Raw genomic sequence first — 14,044 nt, forward strand, 5'->3', positions numbered from 1 at the left:
TATCAGACCGTCGCGGCGGTCCATTTTTGACGGCTCTTGCACAGCGCGTTGGCGATGGTGACCTGCTTTCTGGCGACGGCGGTGATGATTACTTTGTGCGGTTTTCCGGCCCTGCGGAGGCGATCGGCGAAGGATCTCAGGCGTGGGTTGTGATGTGCCGCGACCAACGCTGCCTGGAACATCACGTGCCTCAGGGCACGGCAACCCCCGGCGATGGCTCGTTTTCCGCGAAGGGTTCCGCTGTCGTGCGCGACCGGCGCCAAACCGGTGAGTGCGGCAGCCTGTTCGCCGGTGATGGTGCCGATCTCGGGCATTTCTGCGACCAGCATTGAACTCGCAACTGGGCCGATCCCCGGGATGGAACGGAGAACATCGGCGGTCTCCGACAGGCGTTCATCGCTCGCGATGGCCCGGGTGATCCGGTCTTCCAGTGCCTTGATAAGGCTGTCGATCCGTTGCTTCAACTCGGTGTCGACGTCCTCAAACATCATGGCGGTGCCAAGCTTCTGATGCGCACGGATTTGGGCCAGCAGCCGTTTACGCATCTCGACCAACTGCGCTCTCTTGATCGTCAAAGCTCTGAGAAGGCGTAGCTTTTCCGCTGGAAGACGGCGGCCTGCTTCGGGCCGGAAGGCGAAGAAGCGGGCGATGAGCTCGGCATCAATCCGGTCGGTTTTGGCGCGTGTGCCACGGCTTTGCGCAAACGCCTTCACCTGAGCCGGGGGCACTTGGCGGGCGGCTATACCTTCTGCCTCAAGAACCGCCCAGAGCTGCCATTCTTGACCGCCAGTCGATTCAAAGCAGACGACGGCGTCTCGGTCTCTGGCAAGATCCGCTACGGCAGCATGACCCGCCGGGGCGTTGGGCATTCTGGCGCGATGCCCATCTGGGAGGCAATGAAGGTCCAGCCAGTCGCGGCTGACATCTATGCCGATAACGCGGCCATGTGATAGGTTGTCCATGCTCTCTTCCTTCTGGTGCGCGGTCCTGCAAGGCCGCAATCAACTGTTCGAGACGATGAAGAGAGGCGGTGCCGACAGGCTAGAAAACGTGGTCATGCCACAAGGGTCAGACGTCGCGCACCACCCCGTCACTGACCCTGGCAGGGGTCGGTGACGGGGTCAGTCTAGCAGAACCTAGATACAGAAGGGTCAGCCGATCTTTCGCCTGCGCTGCCTGACCCGTTGACGGTGGCGTGACGGGGGGCCGGATGAACAGGCTGCCGTCCTGCTGTGGCAGGTGTCCCCGGTGGCCCTGTCACTCGCGCAGGATCGTGACGTGGTGGCGCCGCACCAGCATGACCCCAAGCGCAAGCAGCGCCAGCCCCACCCCCGCCACATAGGGAATGCTGACATAGGAGGCGGTATACATCGGATAGAAGCCCGTGCGGAACTCCCCGATCACATGCAGCAGCGGGTTCCACCACAGCACATCCTGGGCGATGCGCGGCAAATCCTCGTAGAGCAGGACCACCCCCGAGGCGAGAAAAAGCGGCCGGGTCGCAATGGCCCAGATCGTGCCCCAGGCCGGGAACAACCCTTCCAGCGCGCAGTTCACCAGGCCCGTGGCCAGGCCCAGCAGGGCCGCCAGCGCCACCGCGGCCAGGATCGGCCCGAAATCGAGCACGCTGCTGGTGTCGGTCGCCACCAGTACCCCCGCCAGCACCAGCAGCATGATCACGAGCTTGGTCAGCAGGTTGAGCAGGAACCGCGCCAGCACCGCATCGATCCAGCGCACGGCCGGATACATCAGCAGGGCGCGCGAATAGTTCAGCGCCCGTCCGACCACCGTATCCAGCGCATTGTAAAGCGTGAAGGGCAGCATCCCGGTGGCAAAGAACAGGATGAAGGAGGTGCCCAGCGGCGGGTGGCGCATGACGAGCGCAAAGCCGAGCGCCATGATCAGCGTGCTGCCCAACGGCTCCATCACCGCCCAGAGATAGCCGCCGGGGGAACGGCCATAGCGCGTGCTCATCTCGCGCAGCATCAGCGCCAGGATGGTGCGCCCGGTGGCCAGCCCGTCACGCCGGGCACGCCGCCGCCAGTCGGGCAGCGCGCCGGGATCGGGGGAAGGGGGGGCAGGGAGCATCCGGGGGGCGATCCATGTGCGTGCTGGTATTTCAACGGGTCATTATGTAGAAGGGCGCAACGGATATCAAACCGGTTTACCTTGAAGGCAAGGCATTGCAGGATAACGAAACCCCGCGTTCAGCCAAGACCGGTCAGCGCCGCCGTCCGCTGGCATCCGGCCGCAGCAAGGCCGCAACCCTGCCCCGTCGTGGTCTGAAGGCTGCCGCAGCCAGCCGCCCCGAGATCGAGACCGATCCCGCCCAGGAGGCCCGGATCGAGGCGATTGCCGCCCATCTGCGGGACGGCACCCCCCTACCGCCCGGCCTTGATGTGCCCTCTCCGGCAGAGGCAGGCGATGCGGCAGAACCCGACATGCCGCCCGCGGCGCAGCCTGCCGCCCTTCCCGCCGGACGCGCGGCCCGGGGGGCCGACCTGCGCCCGCCCGCCGGCCCCGCCCGGCTGCATCGCCGTCATCGCGGCATCCTGCTCAGCTTTCTGCTGCTGGTGCTGCTGCCGCTGCTGGCGACCACGGCCTATCTGTTTTCCGTGGCCGAGGATCAATATGCCTCGACCGTGGGCTTCACCGTCCGGCGCGAGGATGGCACCGGATCTTCCACCGAACTGATCGGCGGGCTGGCCCGTCTGGCGGGATCAGGCAGCACTTCGGAAACCGATATCCTGTACGAATATATCCAGAGCCAGGAAATCGTTGCCGTCATCGACGAACGGATCGGGCTGGGCGATCTCTATTCGGTGCATTGGCCGGGCGATCCGCTGATGGCGCTCTGGCCCGATCCGACGATCGAGGATCTGCACTGGTACTGGTCGCGCATGGTGCGCATTTCCTATGATCAGTCCAGCAAGCTCATCGAATTGCGGGTTCTGGCCTTCGGGGCCGAGGAGGCGCAGCGCATCGCCGACGAGATCGTCAAGGCCAGCCAGAACCGGATCAACGATCTGAACATCCAGGCCCGCACCGATGTGATGCGCTATGCCAATGAAGATCTGCAAAGCGGGTTGCAGCGGCTGAAGGCAGCCCGCGAGGCGCTGAGCAATTTCCGCACCCGGACCCAGATCCTTGATCCCGCCGCCGATATCCAGGGCCGGATGGGGGTGCTGAACAATCTGCAGCAGCAACTGGCCCAGGCGCTGATCGACAATGACATCGTGCTGGCCACCACCCAGGAGGGCGATCCGCGCCGCGATCAGGCCGCCCGCCGCATTCAGGTGATCCGCGACCGGATCGGCGCCGAACGCGCGACCTTCGCCTCGGACAGCGAGACCAATATCGCGGGCGAGACCTATCCGGCGCTGATCGCCGAATTCGAAAGCCTGACGGTCGATCTGCAATTTGCCGAGGAAACCTATCGCGCCGCGCTGGCGGCGGTGGATGTGGCCCGCGCCAATGCCTCGCGCCAGACGCTGTATCTGGCGCCCTATATCACGCCCACCCTGCCGCAGACCGCCGAATTCCCGCAGCGCCTTGTGCTGTCGGGGCTGGCCGCGCTGTTCCTGACGCTGATCTGGGCCACCGGGGCGCTGATCTATTACAGCATCCGCGACCGCAACTGACCGGGGCAGGGCGATGATCCGCTTTGTCGATCTGTGCAAGAGCTATCGCATCGGCGCGGGGCGCAAGGTCATCGTCGATCATCTGACGCTGACCTTGCCGCCCGGCAAGTCGCTGGCGCTGCTGGGGCGCAACGGGGCGGGGAAATCCACGCTCTTGCAGATGGTGGCGGGCACGATCCAGCCCGATAGCGGGCGCATCCTGTCGGATGGCACGATCAGCTGGCCGGTGGGCCTGGGCGGATCGCTGCACAAGGAAATGACCGGGGCGCAGAATGTGCGCTTCCTGGCCCGGGTCTATGGGGTGGATACCGAGGAACTGGTGGATTTCGTCGCCGATTTCGCCGAACTGGGCAGCCATTTCCACATGCCGGTGCGCAGCTATTCCTCGGGCATGCGGTCGCGTCTGGCCTTTGGTGCCTCGATGGGGATCCGGTTCGACACCTATCTGGTGGATGAGGTGACGGCAGTGGGCGATGCCCGCTTCCGCAAGAAAAGCCGGGCGGTGTTCCGCGACCGCATGGCGCAATCGGGCGCGATCCTGGTGGCGCATGATCTGGGCGCGCTGCGCGATTATTGCGATGCCGGCCTGATCCTGGAAAATGGCCGGCTGCATGTGTTTGACGATCTGGACGAGGCGATTGCCGTCCACAAGCGCCTGATGGATGTCTGACAGGCGGCGGATGCAGGGCTGCGCAGGGCCCTGCATCCGTCGGGTCATGCCGGTTTCAGGCGCTTTTCAATTTCGTCCAGACTGATCGTCAGTGTCGAGAGACTGTCATTGCCCTGTTCCGGGAAGCGCGAAAAATCGTCATCGAAATATCCGGGCAAGCCGGCAGGATCGTATTTCCGGGCCAGCAAGGCGTTTGACGCGGTAAAGCGCTGCATGAAGGCGATGGCCTCGGAGCGCGACGGCATGAGCTGCTGATCATCCTCGATATCGGCGATGATCCTGGGCACATCCTTGCAATCGTGGTTTCTGGCCTGCAGCCACATCCCGACCAGCAACTGGCTGCGGTTCCATTTGGTGTTCTGTTCCTTGACCGCGATCTTGGCGTCAATCCCGGCAAGACTGAAGAAATCCGTCACCGTATCTCCGCCGACGAGATCCTTCTTGTCATATCTGCGGACAAGGACATTTTCGGCGCCGAACACGTCTTCCCAGAGCTGAAGCTTTTCGGCGTAACAGAAATACCGGTCCATATGCGGTTGATATTCGGGGAAGGCACCAATCCTGTCGCCGAAGAAACGCCGTCCGACCTGGGTTGCGACGGTCGTCTTGCGGAAGGAAACGGCCAGAAGATCCTGGCGTCTGAGATAGGCCACGATCTTGACGCGATCAAAGCCGCGGCGGCGGAGTATTTTCGCGATCCGGCCGATTTCAGCCGGATCATCCAGCCAGAACAGACGCTCGGCAGAAATGATGCAATCGCCTTCCGCGGGAATCCGCTTCTTCAGGATGAGCGGGTTCAAGGTCCAGCGCGTATCTGCGCCCTTGCCAAGGACATTGACCAGCGCGTTGGAGTTGATCTTGCCGACCGGGTGGCAATAGGACATCCCCTTCAGGGCGTTTTGGCGCTCGGCCGCCCGCAATGCGCTTTGCAGGGTCGTTGTCCCAGTCTTGTGTGATCCGATGTGAAGCCAGATCGTCCGCATCTTTCGTCCTTTGTCCTCTCTCAGCTCAATCCGGATCGCACGGAAATCATGTGGTGCGGCGATCTTGCTGACGTAATTCATTGTGACCGGAACATCCTGTCCGCCGGGCATCCGGCCCCGAAGGGTCAGGCCCGGTCGGCTGCGATGGCCAGTTTCTCTTTCCAGAACCCTTCCGAGGTCAGCCCGGCATAATTGCCCTGCCATTCGGCCCGCAGTTGCGGCAACCGGCGGCACAGGGTCAGGCTGTTGCGTGCCAGGCGCAGGCTTTCGCGCCAGAACCTGCCCCGGTCGCGGACCACTGTATAGGCGGCGGTGCGGGTCGCGTTCAGATAGGTGATCCGGCGGGCGCCATAGACTTCGCGGTGGTTTTCGCGATGCGCTGCCTCGATCACCAGATCGCTGCCGAAGCGGTTGGCCAGGGGCAGCAGATGGCCGTTCAGCGTGAACAGCATGAGCGCCCGCTTCCAGCGCGACAGCCGCCCGTGACAGGCCTTCGGCACCGGTTCGGCGGGATCAAGCTTCTGCCAGGCTTCGGTCACCGTCATCGCCTTCAGGTCCTGGCGACGGCTGGCCATGTCGGCATGATCGGCAAAGAAGGCCGGGCCGCGCAGCGCATCCTCGATGGCCAGATTGACGGCCGAGAGACTGTCGTAATGGAAGCGCAGCACGGTGCGCAGGTAGAACCCCGCCACCATGCGCATCAGCCGCCCCGCGCCGATCTGCTTGTCCGGCAGGCTCAGGTGATGGGCCAGATGGCTGCGCAGGTCGAGATACCAGGTCAGCGGTGCCGCCTTGTCGGTAAAGCTTTCCTGGAACGAGGCCACCCCGGGCAGCGACACGCAGCGGAAGTCATTGGCCAGCGAGAAGCTGACATCATCGCCGCGCACGAAGAAGGGGAAGGGCATGTGGCGGGCCTGATCCACCGGGAAGGCAAAGAACCACCAGCCGGCATAATGGCCCTCGGGCATCGGGCCGGTGGTGTCGAATTCCATGTCGAAGACCCAGTTGCGGTTGCGCAGGTCGGTGCCATGGAACAGGGGGCGGCAGCCGCCATTGAACACGGCGCCGTTTTCCCAGATCTGCCAGCGATGGGCTTCGTTGATCATCGCCCCCGCCACGGCGATGCGCGGATCGGTGGCATAGGCCAGCAGCATCCAGGTGCGGGTGAAGGCCCCCATATGCACCGAAGCATCGTCATCCATGAACAGGCAATGGGTGGCCCCGGTCGCCCGCGCCTCCAGCAGCCCGCGCGAAAATCCGCCCGCCCCGCCCAGATTGGCATTGGGCAGGATGCTGACACCATCGCCCGGCGCAAGGGTCAGCGTCTGGCCATTGTCCACCACCAGCATGCGGATATGGTCGCGCAGCGGCGATGTGGCGCGGAAGCAGCGGAAGCGCGCCACGGTATCGGCCACGGCGGCCTCGCGCCGGAAGGTGGTGACCGACAGCATCAGATCGGGCGTCTGGCGCGGCGGCATCGGCGTGCCCCAGGCGAAATCGTCCAGCACGCCCTCGCTCAGCGCCATCAGGTCGAAGAACAGCAGGCTGCGGGGCAGGGTGGCCGCCTGCAGATCCAGCGGCAGCACCAGTTCGCCCGCCAGCGTGACCGGTTCGCAATGGATGCGCTCCCAGGACCGTTCGCGGCTGGCCAGCCAGACGGTCAGCTGAAACCGCCCCTGACCGCGCAATTGCAGCGCCAGCGGCATGCCGCCACAGCAGTCGCGCCATTTGCCCAGATTGAACAGGTTGAAATAGCCATCGACCGAAATCATCCCCCCGGCAGCGAAGGTCACCCCGCCTTGCGCCAGCGAGGTGGCGCAGGCCCCGTGCAGGGTGACATAGGGCACGGTTTCGGTCGAGATGCCGGCCTCGGGCCAGATCGCGGGTTGCAGCGCGTGAAAGGCCGCAGCTTGGGAGGCTTGCGTCACTTCACGGCCTCGTCCTGGCGGGCGGCAGGCGTTGTGGCAGGCGGGTCGGCGGGCAGGTCATGGCGGCGCATGACTTCCTCCACCCCGATGCGACGCGAGCGCGGCGTCAGGATCGCCGGGTCGTAATGGCCCGCCGCGACAAAGGAAATGAAGACCTCGCTGTCGGGGATATCCAGCAGCTTGCGCAGCGCCATCTCGCGTTCGGTATTCATCGCGGTGTTCAGCGGGCAACCGCCCAGGCCCACATGCTGCAGCCCCAGCAGAAGCCCCATCATGAACAGACCGCCATCGACAAAGGCCTGATTGCGTTCTGACGCAAAGAGGAAGGCGTTCAGATCGGCGGTCACCAGCAGGAGCCGGGGCGGCGTGTTATAGCCGCCAAACCCGCCCTGAATGTCGATCGCGGCCTGGATGCGCACCGGATCGGAGAAGACATGCACCCGCCCGGCCTGACGGTTGCAGACCGAAGGGGCCTGCATGGCCAGTTGCACTGCCCGGGCGATATCGGCCTCGGCCACCGGCTGGGCAGTGAAATCGCGGATGCTGCGGCGGCCATAGACCACATCGAGGAAACGGGCGTCGGGGTTCACATCCGGCACGGGTTCCCGGTCGGCAGCGGCCTCCAGCACCCCGCCTTCGGCGGCGGCGGCAGCCTCGATCCGCGCCAGCGCCGGGGCGCCGAACAGGGCCCGGAAATCGGACACATCGACATTGATCCGGCGGTGGCGGTCGAAATAGGCCTGCATGACCGAGGCGGCCGTCGCGAGGAACGCATCCTGCGGATCGCGCCCGGCCCCCAGCCAGGCATTCATCTCGCGCGCCAGTGCCGGGACCGAGATCTTGCCGAACCCGCCGCGGAAATCCAGCCGGCTCAGGCCCTTTTCGATGGCATGGGCATGGAACATCAGCCGGGCGCGGGCGCTGGTGACAGACTTGCCTGCCCCGGCATGGGCCTTCACGAAGCGGTCATTGTCATCCAGGGCCAGTTTCAGCGCCAGTTCGGCATGGCTGGGGCCCTTGGGCCTGGCCACAGCCTTGGCGGCGGGCGTCTTCATCTCGGCCGGGGTGATCGCTTCCAGGGCCAAACCGGTGATCGTGGCTCCGGCTTGCGGACCGGTGAAATGCACCGCCCCCAGCATGAACTGGCTGAAGCCCCCCGGCGGCATGATGAAATCGAAGCTGTCGCGCCGTGCCACATTCACCCGTCCTTCCACAAGGACGGGGCCCAGAACGTGGAACTTGCCGCTGGCAGGATCGCGCAGATGCAGGTTCACCGCCGGGGCATTGGTGCGCAGCACCCAGTCCAGCACCAGACGGCAGGGGCTGCCCGGCGCGGGCTGCGCGGGCAGATCGCACCAGACCTGATTGCCGCGCACCGCCCCCCCGGGCGCGACGGTCAGATCATGGCCGCCATCGCGGGCGCTGATCTGCCAGGCGTCGTTGCTGGCGCCAAATCCCGTGGCGGGGGGGAAGCCGGGCGCTTCTGTACCGGTTTCCTGCGATGCGGCCCCGGGCGCCGCTTCGGGAGCCACCACAGGAGCCAGTGCGGCCGTGGCGCCCGACTCTGCGGTCAGCGCCGCCTGCAGCCAGGCCAGCGACCGGGCGCGGCCCTCGGCGATGCGGGCATTGGCCTGGGTATAATCCAGCGTCAGGCTCAGGCCCGGATTGGCGGCCAGGGTTTCGGCGGTATCGGTTTCCAGCAGGCGGCGGCTGTCGCCAAAGCCCATCCAGTTCAGCAGGTTCTTGAACCGGTCCACCCCGCGATGGGTGTTGTAGATCGACGAGAAGGGCTTGCCGAAGATGGTGGCAAAGGCCGTGCCGTGGAAACTGTCGGTCACCACATAGCTGGCGCTGCGATAGGCATGCAGGAAGTTTTCCGGCGCGTCCTCTTCCAGGATCTCGAAACGCGGATCGGCGAAAAGCTCTTCCGTCACCGCCCGCCCGCCATCGGGATTGGGGATGACCAGAATGCGGTCAAGCCCCAGCCGGTGGGCCAGCGCCAGGGCGACATTGCGCTTTTCGGGATTGGGATCGAGGTAGAACACCGCCAGATAATCGCCCGACACCTCCACGCTGGCCATGTCGGCCAGCGCCTCATAGGCGCTGGTGGGCAGCAGATAGACCGGGTCCACCACCTGGGTGGCCTCGACGCCGAACACCTCGCGTGCGGTGTTGACGGCATAGCCTTCGCGCACGGAAATGGCGCTGAACTTCTGCAGATTGGCGCTGTGCCTGGCCACGAAATCGGGCTTGAACTTCGCAGTGCCGCGATTGCCAAAGGACGTGGCATAGGCGACGCGGCGGTTTTCGGGGCCGACGAAATCGAGGAAGAGATCGTCATTCACCCGGCCGATCACCGGGTTCCACAGCTGATCCGACCCCACGACAAAGGTGCGCGCCCGGGCATTGAGCGCGGGCAGTTCCGAGAAATGCACCTGCTGGGTATAGCTGTAGCCCACGCGCCGGGCAAAATCCATCGACAGGATATTGTCGGGCCAGAGCACGCGATAGCCATTATAGCCAAGCGCCTCATGCACCATCAGCGTGCGAAAGCCCAGTTCCTCGATCGCGCGGTTCAGCCCGTAATAGGTCAGGATCGACCCGTAATTCTTGCCGTACCACCAGCCCAGAATTCCAACGTCATAAGTCTGTTCCGGCGCGGTCATATGCGGCTTCCTCGGCTGCGTGATGGCTGTATCCGGTGGCGGGATGCCACCCGGGGGCAAGATGGTAAGGAAAGGGCGGTTGAACGCCGGGTCAAGATCCCGGCCCGCCACGCGGCGCGCATCGGGTTCGATGAGGAAACAGGGCCATCTTTCCGCATTCTCTTCCCGGGACTCGCAGCGCAGGCTTTCTCTATGCAGATTGGGCCCAAGCGTCAATGTAGGGCAGGGCCGGGGCTGGGGTGCATCGGGGGCCTGCCAGTTGCCCTGTCAGGTGTTCTGCCGACGGCCCGGCGCAGGGGGCCGGAATTGTATGTCCGGTGGTTCTGGGCTAAGCCGGGCCGGAATTCGCACGGGGGTCTTGCGCACGGGGCCCTTTGCAAGGAGCGTATGACAGGGTCCGGGGGCATGGGTCCCCCTGACCGGAGGGAAGGCAAAGATGGCACAGACCGTTCTGGTCACCGGGGGGGCAGGCTATATCGGGGCCCATGCCTGCAAGGTGCTGAAGGCTGCGGGCTTCGTGCCTGTGACCTTCGACAATCTGAACACCGGCTGGGAAGAGGCGGTGAAATACGGCCCCTTCTTCAAGGGCGACCTGATGAACCGCGCCGATGTCGATGCCGCCTTCGCGCAATACCGCCCCGTGGCCGTGCTGCATTTCGCAGCGCTGAGCCTGGTGGGCCAAAGCATGAAGGACCCCGGAAAATACTGGCGTGTCAATGTGATGGGCGCGCTGAACCTGATCGAGGGGGCGATTGCGGCGGGCTGTCTGAACTTTGTCTTCTCGTCAACCTGCGCCACCTATGGCGATCAGGATGGCGTGCTGCTGGATGAAGAGACGGTACAGAAGCCGATCAATTCCTATGGGGCCTCGAAACGCGCCATCGAGGACATGCTGGTGAATTTCGGCGAAAGCCATGGCCTGAACCATGTGATCTTCCGCTATTTCAACGTGGCGGGCTGCGATCCCGAAGGCGAGATCGGCGAACAGCATGTGCCCGAAACCCATCTGATCCCGCTGATGCTGGATGCGGTGGCGGGCAAGCGCCCGGCGCTGACGGTGTTTGGCAGCGATTATCCCACCCGCGACGGCACCTGCCTGCGCGATTACGTGCATGTGATGGATCTGGTCGAGGCGCATGTCCTGGGGCTCGACTGGCTGCTGGCGGGCAAGGGCAACCGGGTGTTCAACCTGGGCACCGGCACGGGGTTCACCGTGCGCGAGGTGATCGATCATGCCCGCGCTGTCACCAACCGCGAGGTGCCCATCGTGGAGGGCCCGCGCCGGGCGGGCGATGCGGTGGCGCTGGTGTCCGGGTCGCTTCGCGCGGCGGCAGAACTGGGCTGGGAGCCGAAACGCTCGACCCTGCGGCAGATGATCGGCGATGCCTGGGCCTGGGCACAGGGGCCGGGCTATCGCGGCTGACGGCGGCGTGCCGATGGCGGTGGCCCCACCTGCGCCAACCTTTCCCGTGCCCGTCCTGACCTTGCCAGATCGGCTCTGATCGCAGTACGCTCAGGGCATTTCAGGTATTTTCAAGCACGGAGGAATTTGTCGCATGGCCCGGATTCACGCCGCTCTCCAGTCCCGGCTGCCGCTGCATCTTGATCTGGCGGGGTTCGACCTGCCGGCGATGCTGGGGGATGTGCTGCCGCTCAGGGCCGATGAAGACCCCGATGGCCCCGGCCACCGCATCCGCCTGGACCTGCCCGGCACCCCGGCGCTTGTGCTGGATCTGGCGGTCGAAGGGGCCAGCTTCACCCAGGGCCGCCTGACCGGAGGGCGGATCGTCTCGGGAGAGCTGACAGAGGACGGGGCGGTCCGCCTGCAGATTTCCGCGATCGACCTCGGGGTGGTGGATCTGATCCGCGCCCTGCGCAGCACGGCGGATCGCCGCGACGACCGCGCCCTGCTGACCGATCTGCTGGACGGGCATGACCAGATCCGCGGCGGGGCCGCCGGTGACCTGCTGGCGGGGCTGGCCGGGCGCGACAGTCTGGACGGGCGCGGCGGCGACGATACGCTGCAGGGCGGGACGGGCAATGACAGTCTGACCGGGGGGGCCGGCGCGGATGTGCTGCTGGGCGGGACGGGCAATGATCGGTTGCGCGGCGGATCGGGCCTTGACCGGCTGACCGGGGGCAGCGGGGCGGATGTCTTCATCCTGGCCCCCGGCGGGGATCGTGATCTGGTCGCCGATTTCCGCGATGGCCGCGACCGTATCCTGATCGAGGGCGGCACGCTGGACGATCTGGTCATCCGGGGCCGGGGCGACGACACGCTGGTTCAGCTGGGCCGCAGCGTGCTGGTGCTGGAAGATGTGGAGCCGACCCGGATCGGCGCCGAGGATTTCCTTTTCGGCTGATCCCCCTTCAGCGGGCGCTGTTGCGGCGCGTCAGCCCGGCACCTCTGGCCCGGTCAGCGCCTCGGCCAGCAGGCGCTGCAGCGTGCCCTCCACGATGGCATGCAGGGCGACGTGATGGCTGTCCACCCCGGGCAGAACATGCAGCTCGGCCTGCGCGATCCCGTCCAGATCGCGGGCGCGCGCCAGATCGGGCCGATACGCCCCGCCCAGAACATGCACCAGCCGGGTGCGGCTCTGCCCGGCCAGCGCCGGGCGCAGGTCATAGCGGGCAAGATCGCCCGGGAACAGATCGGCCAGCCCCTGCCGGCTATGGGCCGGATCGTCCGGGTCGCCCGCGCTCGGGGTTGCGAAACCCGCAAGGGACAGGACCCGATCCGCGCCAAGCGCCAGCCCGTTGCGCAGGGCGGCATAGCCTGCCGCAGAATTGCCCATCGTCACCAGACGCGGCGCGCCCAGATCGGCCACAAGCCGGGCCAGCGCGGCCTGCATCGCCGTCTCGTCCGGGCCCAGTTCGGGAATACCCTGCAGGAAGGCCTGGCCATGCGGATCGCGCAGATAGATCACATGGGCGGGGAACCCGGCCAGAAGCCGGTCGAGATGAAGATCCGGCACCTGGCAGAATCCGGCAAAGCCTGCAAACAGCATCAGCGTGGCCCGGGCATCCGGCTGGCGAACCACCCGGACGTGACGGTCCTGCAGCACCCCGGCACGGGGCCGGGGCGGGCCGATCGCGTCCAGCGCCGCGATCAGACTGCGCGACGTGGCCCCCAGAACCGGATCTGTCGTCAGTTCGGCCAGCGCCTTGCGACCGCTGTCCGTCTGGCCCGCCCGCAGGGCGAACAGGCCGAATTGCAGCCGCCAGGCCGGAGAGACCGCAGGCCCGTCTGCCAAGGCCGAAAGCCGGTCATAGACCCGCGTTTCGTCTGCCTGTGACAGAAACAGGCGGTTGAGCCGGTAGAGGCTGCGCCATTCCATCGGATGGCGTTCCAGCGTTTCGTGCAGGGCCTGATGGGCCAGATCGAAACGCCCGGCGGCGGCGGCAAAGCGCGACAGGCGGCAGAGCGTTTCAACATCCGTCGCACCGCCCTCCCGCTGTCTGGCAAGCTCTTCCGCCGCCCGGGCCATGCCATGGCTCAGCGGCAGAAGCTGGCCTTTCAGCCGCAGGGCATGGGCGGGCAGCGTCGCCACCACCTGCTCGGCCCGGGCCAGCATCTCCACCGCCAGCCTTCCGTTGCCATTGGCATGTGCCCGCATCGCCAGCCGGATCAGCAGCGGGCCATCCTCGGGGGCAACGGTCAAGGCCGCCTGCAGCAGATCGATCTGATCCCGGGCCGGAAAGGCGGGCAGCGGGGCATTCAGCCCGTTCACCAGAATGGCGGCATCGGGCCCCGGGCCCAGCCGCGCCAGCCCGTCGCGGAACAGCGCCACCGCCGCGCCATGACGCCGCGCCTTGGCCAGAACCTGAAACTGGCAGAGCCATGTCCAGGGGTTTTCGGGGCGTTCGCGGATCAGCTCGGCGGCCAGGGCTTCTGCCTCGGCCTCTTGCCCGCGCGCCAGGGTCAGGCGAACCCGGGCCAGCCGGGCCGGCAGATGCTGCGGGGTCCGGGCCAGTGTCGTGTCGATGGCGGTGGCGGCGGCCTCCAGGGCGCCCTCCCGGATCAGGCGATCGACATGGGCGGAGTTCCATTCCTGCGCCCCTGCCCCTGGCTCTGCGCCGGGCGCGGGGCCGGTCCGGGCCTGCCGCGCCGCATCGGCCAATGCCGCCTCGATGTCCTGTGTCATGAATATCTGAT

10 protein-coding genes are annotated in these 14,044 nt (G+C 65.9%); 4 read left to right on the forward strand and 6 right to left on the reverse strand.

The genetic code is table 11. The annotated features are described in order from the left end of the window. Window positions 1–2 precede the first annotated feature (2 nt). Window positions 3–962 carry an IS110 family RNA-guided transposase gene (locus V6590_RS19370; RefSeq protein ID WP_335425354.1) on the reverse strand — a complete coding sequence of 320 codons (960 nt, stop codon included), beginning with the start codon at window positions 960–962 and terminating at the stop codon, window positions 3–5. A gap of 295 nt (window positions 963–1,257) precedes the next feature. Beyond that, entirely contained in the window at window positions 1,258–2,088 is an 831-nt protein-coding gene (locus V6590_RS19375) for an ABC transporter permease (protein WP_335425355.1), read from the reverse strand. 95 nt (window positions 2,089–2,183) lie between these two features. Between V6590_RS19375 and V6590_RS19380 the strand changes: the two genes are divergently transcribed. Further along, complete coding sequence (locus V6590_RS19380; protein ID WP_335425356.1) at window positions 2,184–3,641, forward strand: KpsE/RkpR family capsule polysaccharide export protein; 1,458 nt, start codon at window positions 2,184–2,186, stop codon at window positions 3,639–3,641. A 13-nt stretch (window positions 3,642–3,654) separates the two neighbouring features. After that, window positions 3,655–4,311: an ABC transporter ATP-binding protein gene (locus V6590_RS19385; RefSeq protein WP_335425357.1), complete on the forward strand. Its 657-nt coding sequence runs from the start codon at window positions 3,655–3,657 to the stop codon at window positions 4,309–4,311. 44 nt (window positions 4,312–4,355) lie between these two features. On the opposite strand, the gene V6590_RS19390 is transcribed toward V6590_RS19385, so the two are convergent. The 3 genes from V6590_RS19390 to V6590_RS19400 all read right to left on the reverse strand — a co-directional run bounded on the left by V6590_RS19390 (window position 4,356) and on the right by V6590_RS19400 (window position 9,888). Then, window positions 4,356–5,294: a hypothetical protein gene (locus V6590_RS19390; protein WP_335425358.1), complete on the reverse strand. Its 939-nt coding sequence runs from the start codon at window positions 5,292–5,294 to the stop codon at window positions 4,356–4,358. A gap of 125 nt (window positions 5,295–5,419) precedes the next feature. After that, entirely contained in the window at window positions 5,420–7,222 is a 1,803-nt protein-coding gene (locus V6590_RS19395) for a glycosyltransferase family protein (RefSeq protein WP_335425360.1), read from the reverse strand. Continuing rightward, window positions 7,219–9,888 carry a polysaccharide pyruvyl transferase family protein gene (locus V6590_RS19400; protein ID WP_335425361.1) on the reverse strand — a complete coding sequence of 890 codons (2,670 nt, stop codon included), beginning with the start codon at window positions 9,886–9,888 and terminating at the stop codon, window positions 7,219–7,221. Before V6590_RS19400 ends, V6590_RS19395 begins: the two co-directional genes overlap by 4 nt. Before the next feature lie 436 nt (window positions 9,889–10,324). Between V6590_RS19400 and galE the strand changes: the two genes are divergently transcribed. Both galE and V6590_RS19410 read left to right on the forward strand, forming a co-directional pair. After that, the gene (gene galE, locus V6590_RS19405; RefSeq protein WP_335425362.1) at window positions 10,325–11,311 is read left to right on the forward strand and encodes a UDP-glucose 4-epimerase GalE; all 987 of its coding nucleotides are present in this window, start codon (window positions 10,325–10,327) and stop codon (window positions 11,309–11,311) included. 133 nt (window positions 11,312–11,444) lie between these two features. Then, a complete protein-coding gene (locus V6590_RS19410) occupies window positions 11,445–12,251 on the forward strand; it encodes a calcium-binding protein (RefSeq protein WP_335425363.1) in 807 nt (268 codons plus the stop codon). Between the two features lie 30 nt (window positions 12,252–12,281). On the opposite strand, the gene V6590_RS19415 is transcribed toward V6590_RS19410, so the two are convergent. Next, the gene (locus V6590_RS19415; RefSeq protein WP_335425364.1) at window positions 12,282–14,033 is read right to left on the reverse strand and encodes a hypothetical protein; all 1,752 of its coding nucleotides are present in this window, start codon (window positions 14,031–14,033) and stop codon (window positions 12,282–12,284) included. Between the last annotated feature and the right edge of the window lie 11 nt (window positions 14,034–14,044).

Source organism: Gemmobacter denitrificans (genome assembly GCF_036964905.1).
GTDB classification, from domain to species: domain Bacteria; phylum Pseudomonadota; class Alphaproteobacteria; order Rhodobacterales; family Rhodobacteraceae; genus Gemmobacter; species Gemmobacter denitrificans.

Excerpts from the sequence above, each read along its gene's own strand:
- V6590_RS19370 (WP_335425354.1), bottom strand. The coding sequence starts at position 962 with ATGGACAACCTATCACATGGCCGCGTTATCGGCATAGATGTCAGCCGC.
- V6590_RS19375 (WP_335425355.1), bottom strand. The coding sequence starts at position 2,088 with ATGCTCCCTGCCCCCCCTTCCCCCGATCCCGGCGCGCTGCCCGACTGG.
- V6590_RS19385 (WP_335425357.1), top strand. The coding sequence starts at position 3,655 with ATGATCCGCTTTGTCGATCTGTGCAAGAGCTATCGCATCGGCGCGGGG.
- V6590_RS19390 (WP_335425358.1), bottom strand. The coding sequence starts at position 5,294 with ATGCGGACGATCTGGCTTCACATCGGATCACACAAGACTGGGACAACG.
- V6590_RS19400 (WP_335425361.1), bottom strand. The coding sequence starts at position 9,888 with ATGACCGCGCCGGAACAGACTTATGACGTTGGAATTCTGGGCTGGTGG.
- galE (WP_335425362.1), top strand. The coding sequence starts at position 10,325 with ATGGCACAGACCGTTCTGGTCACCGGGGGGGCAGGCTATATCGGGGCC.
- V6590_RS19410 (WP_335425363.1), top strand. The coding sequence starts at position 11,445 with ATGGCCCGGATTCACGCCGCTCTCCAGTCCCGGCTGCCGCTGCATCTT.
- V6590_RS19415 (WP_335425364.1), bottom strand. The coding sequence starts at position 14,033 with ATGACACAGGACATCGAGGCGGCATTGGCCGATGCGGCGCGGCAGGCC.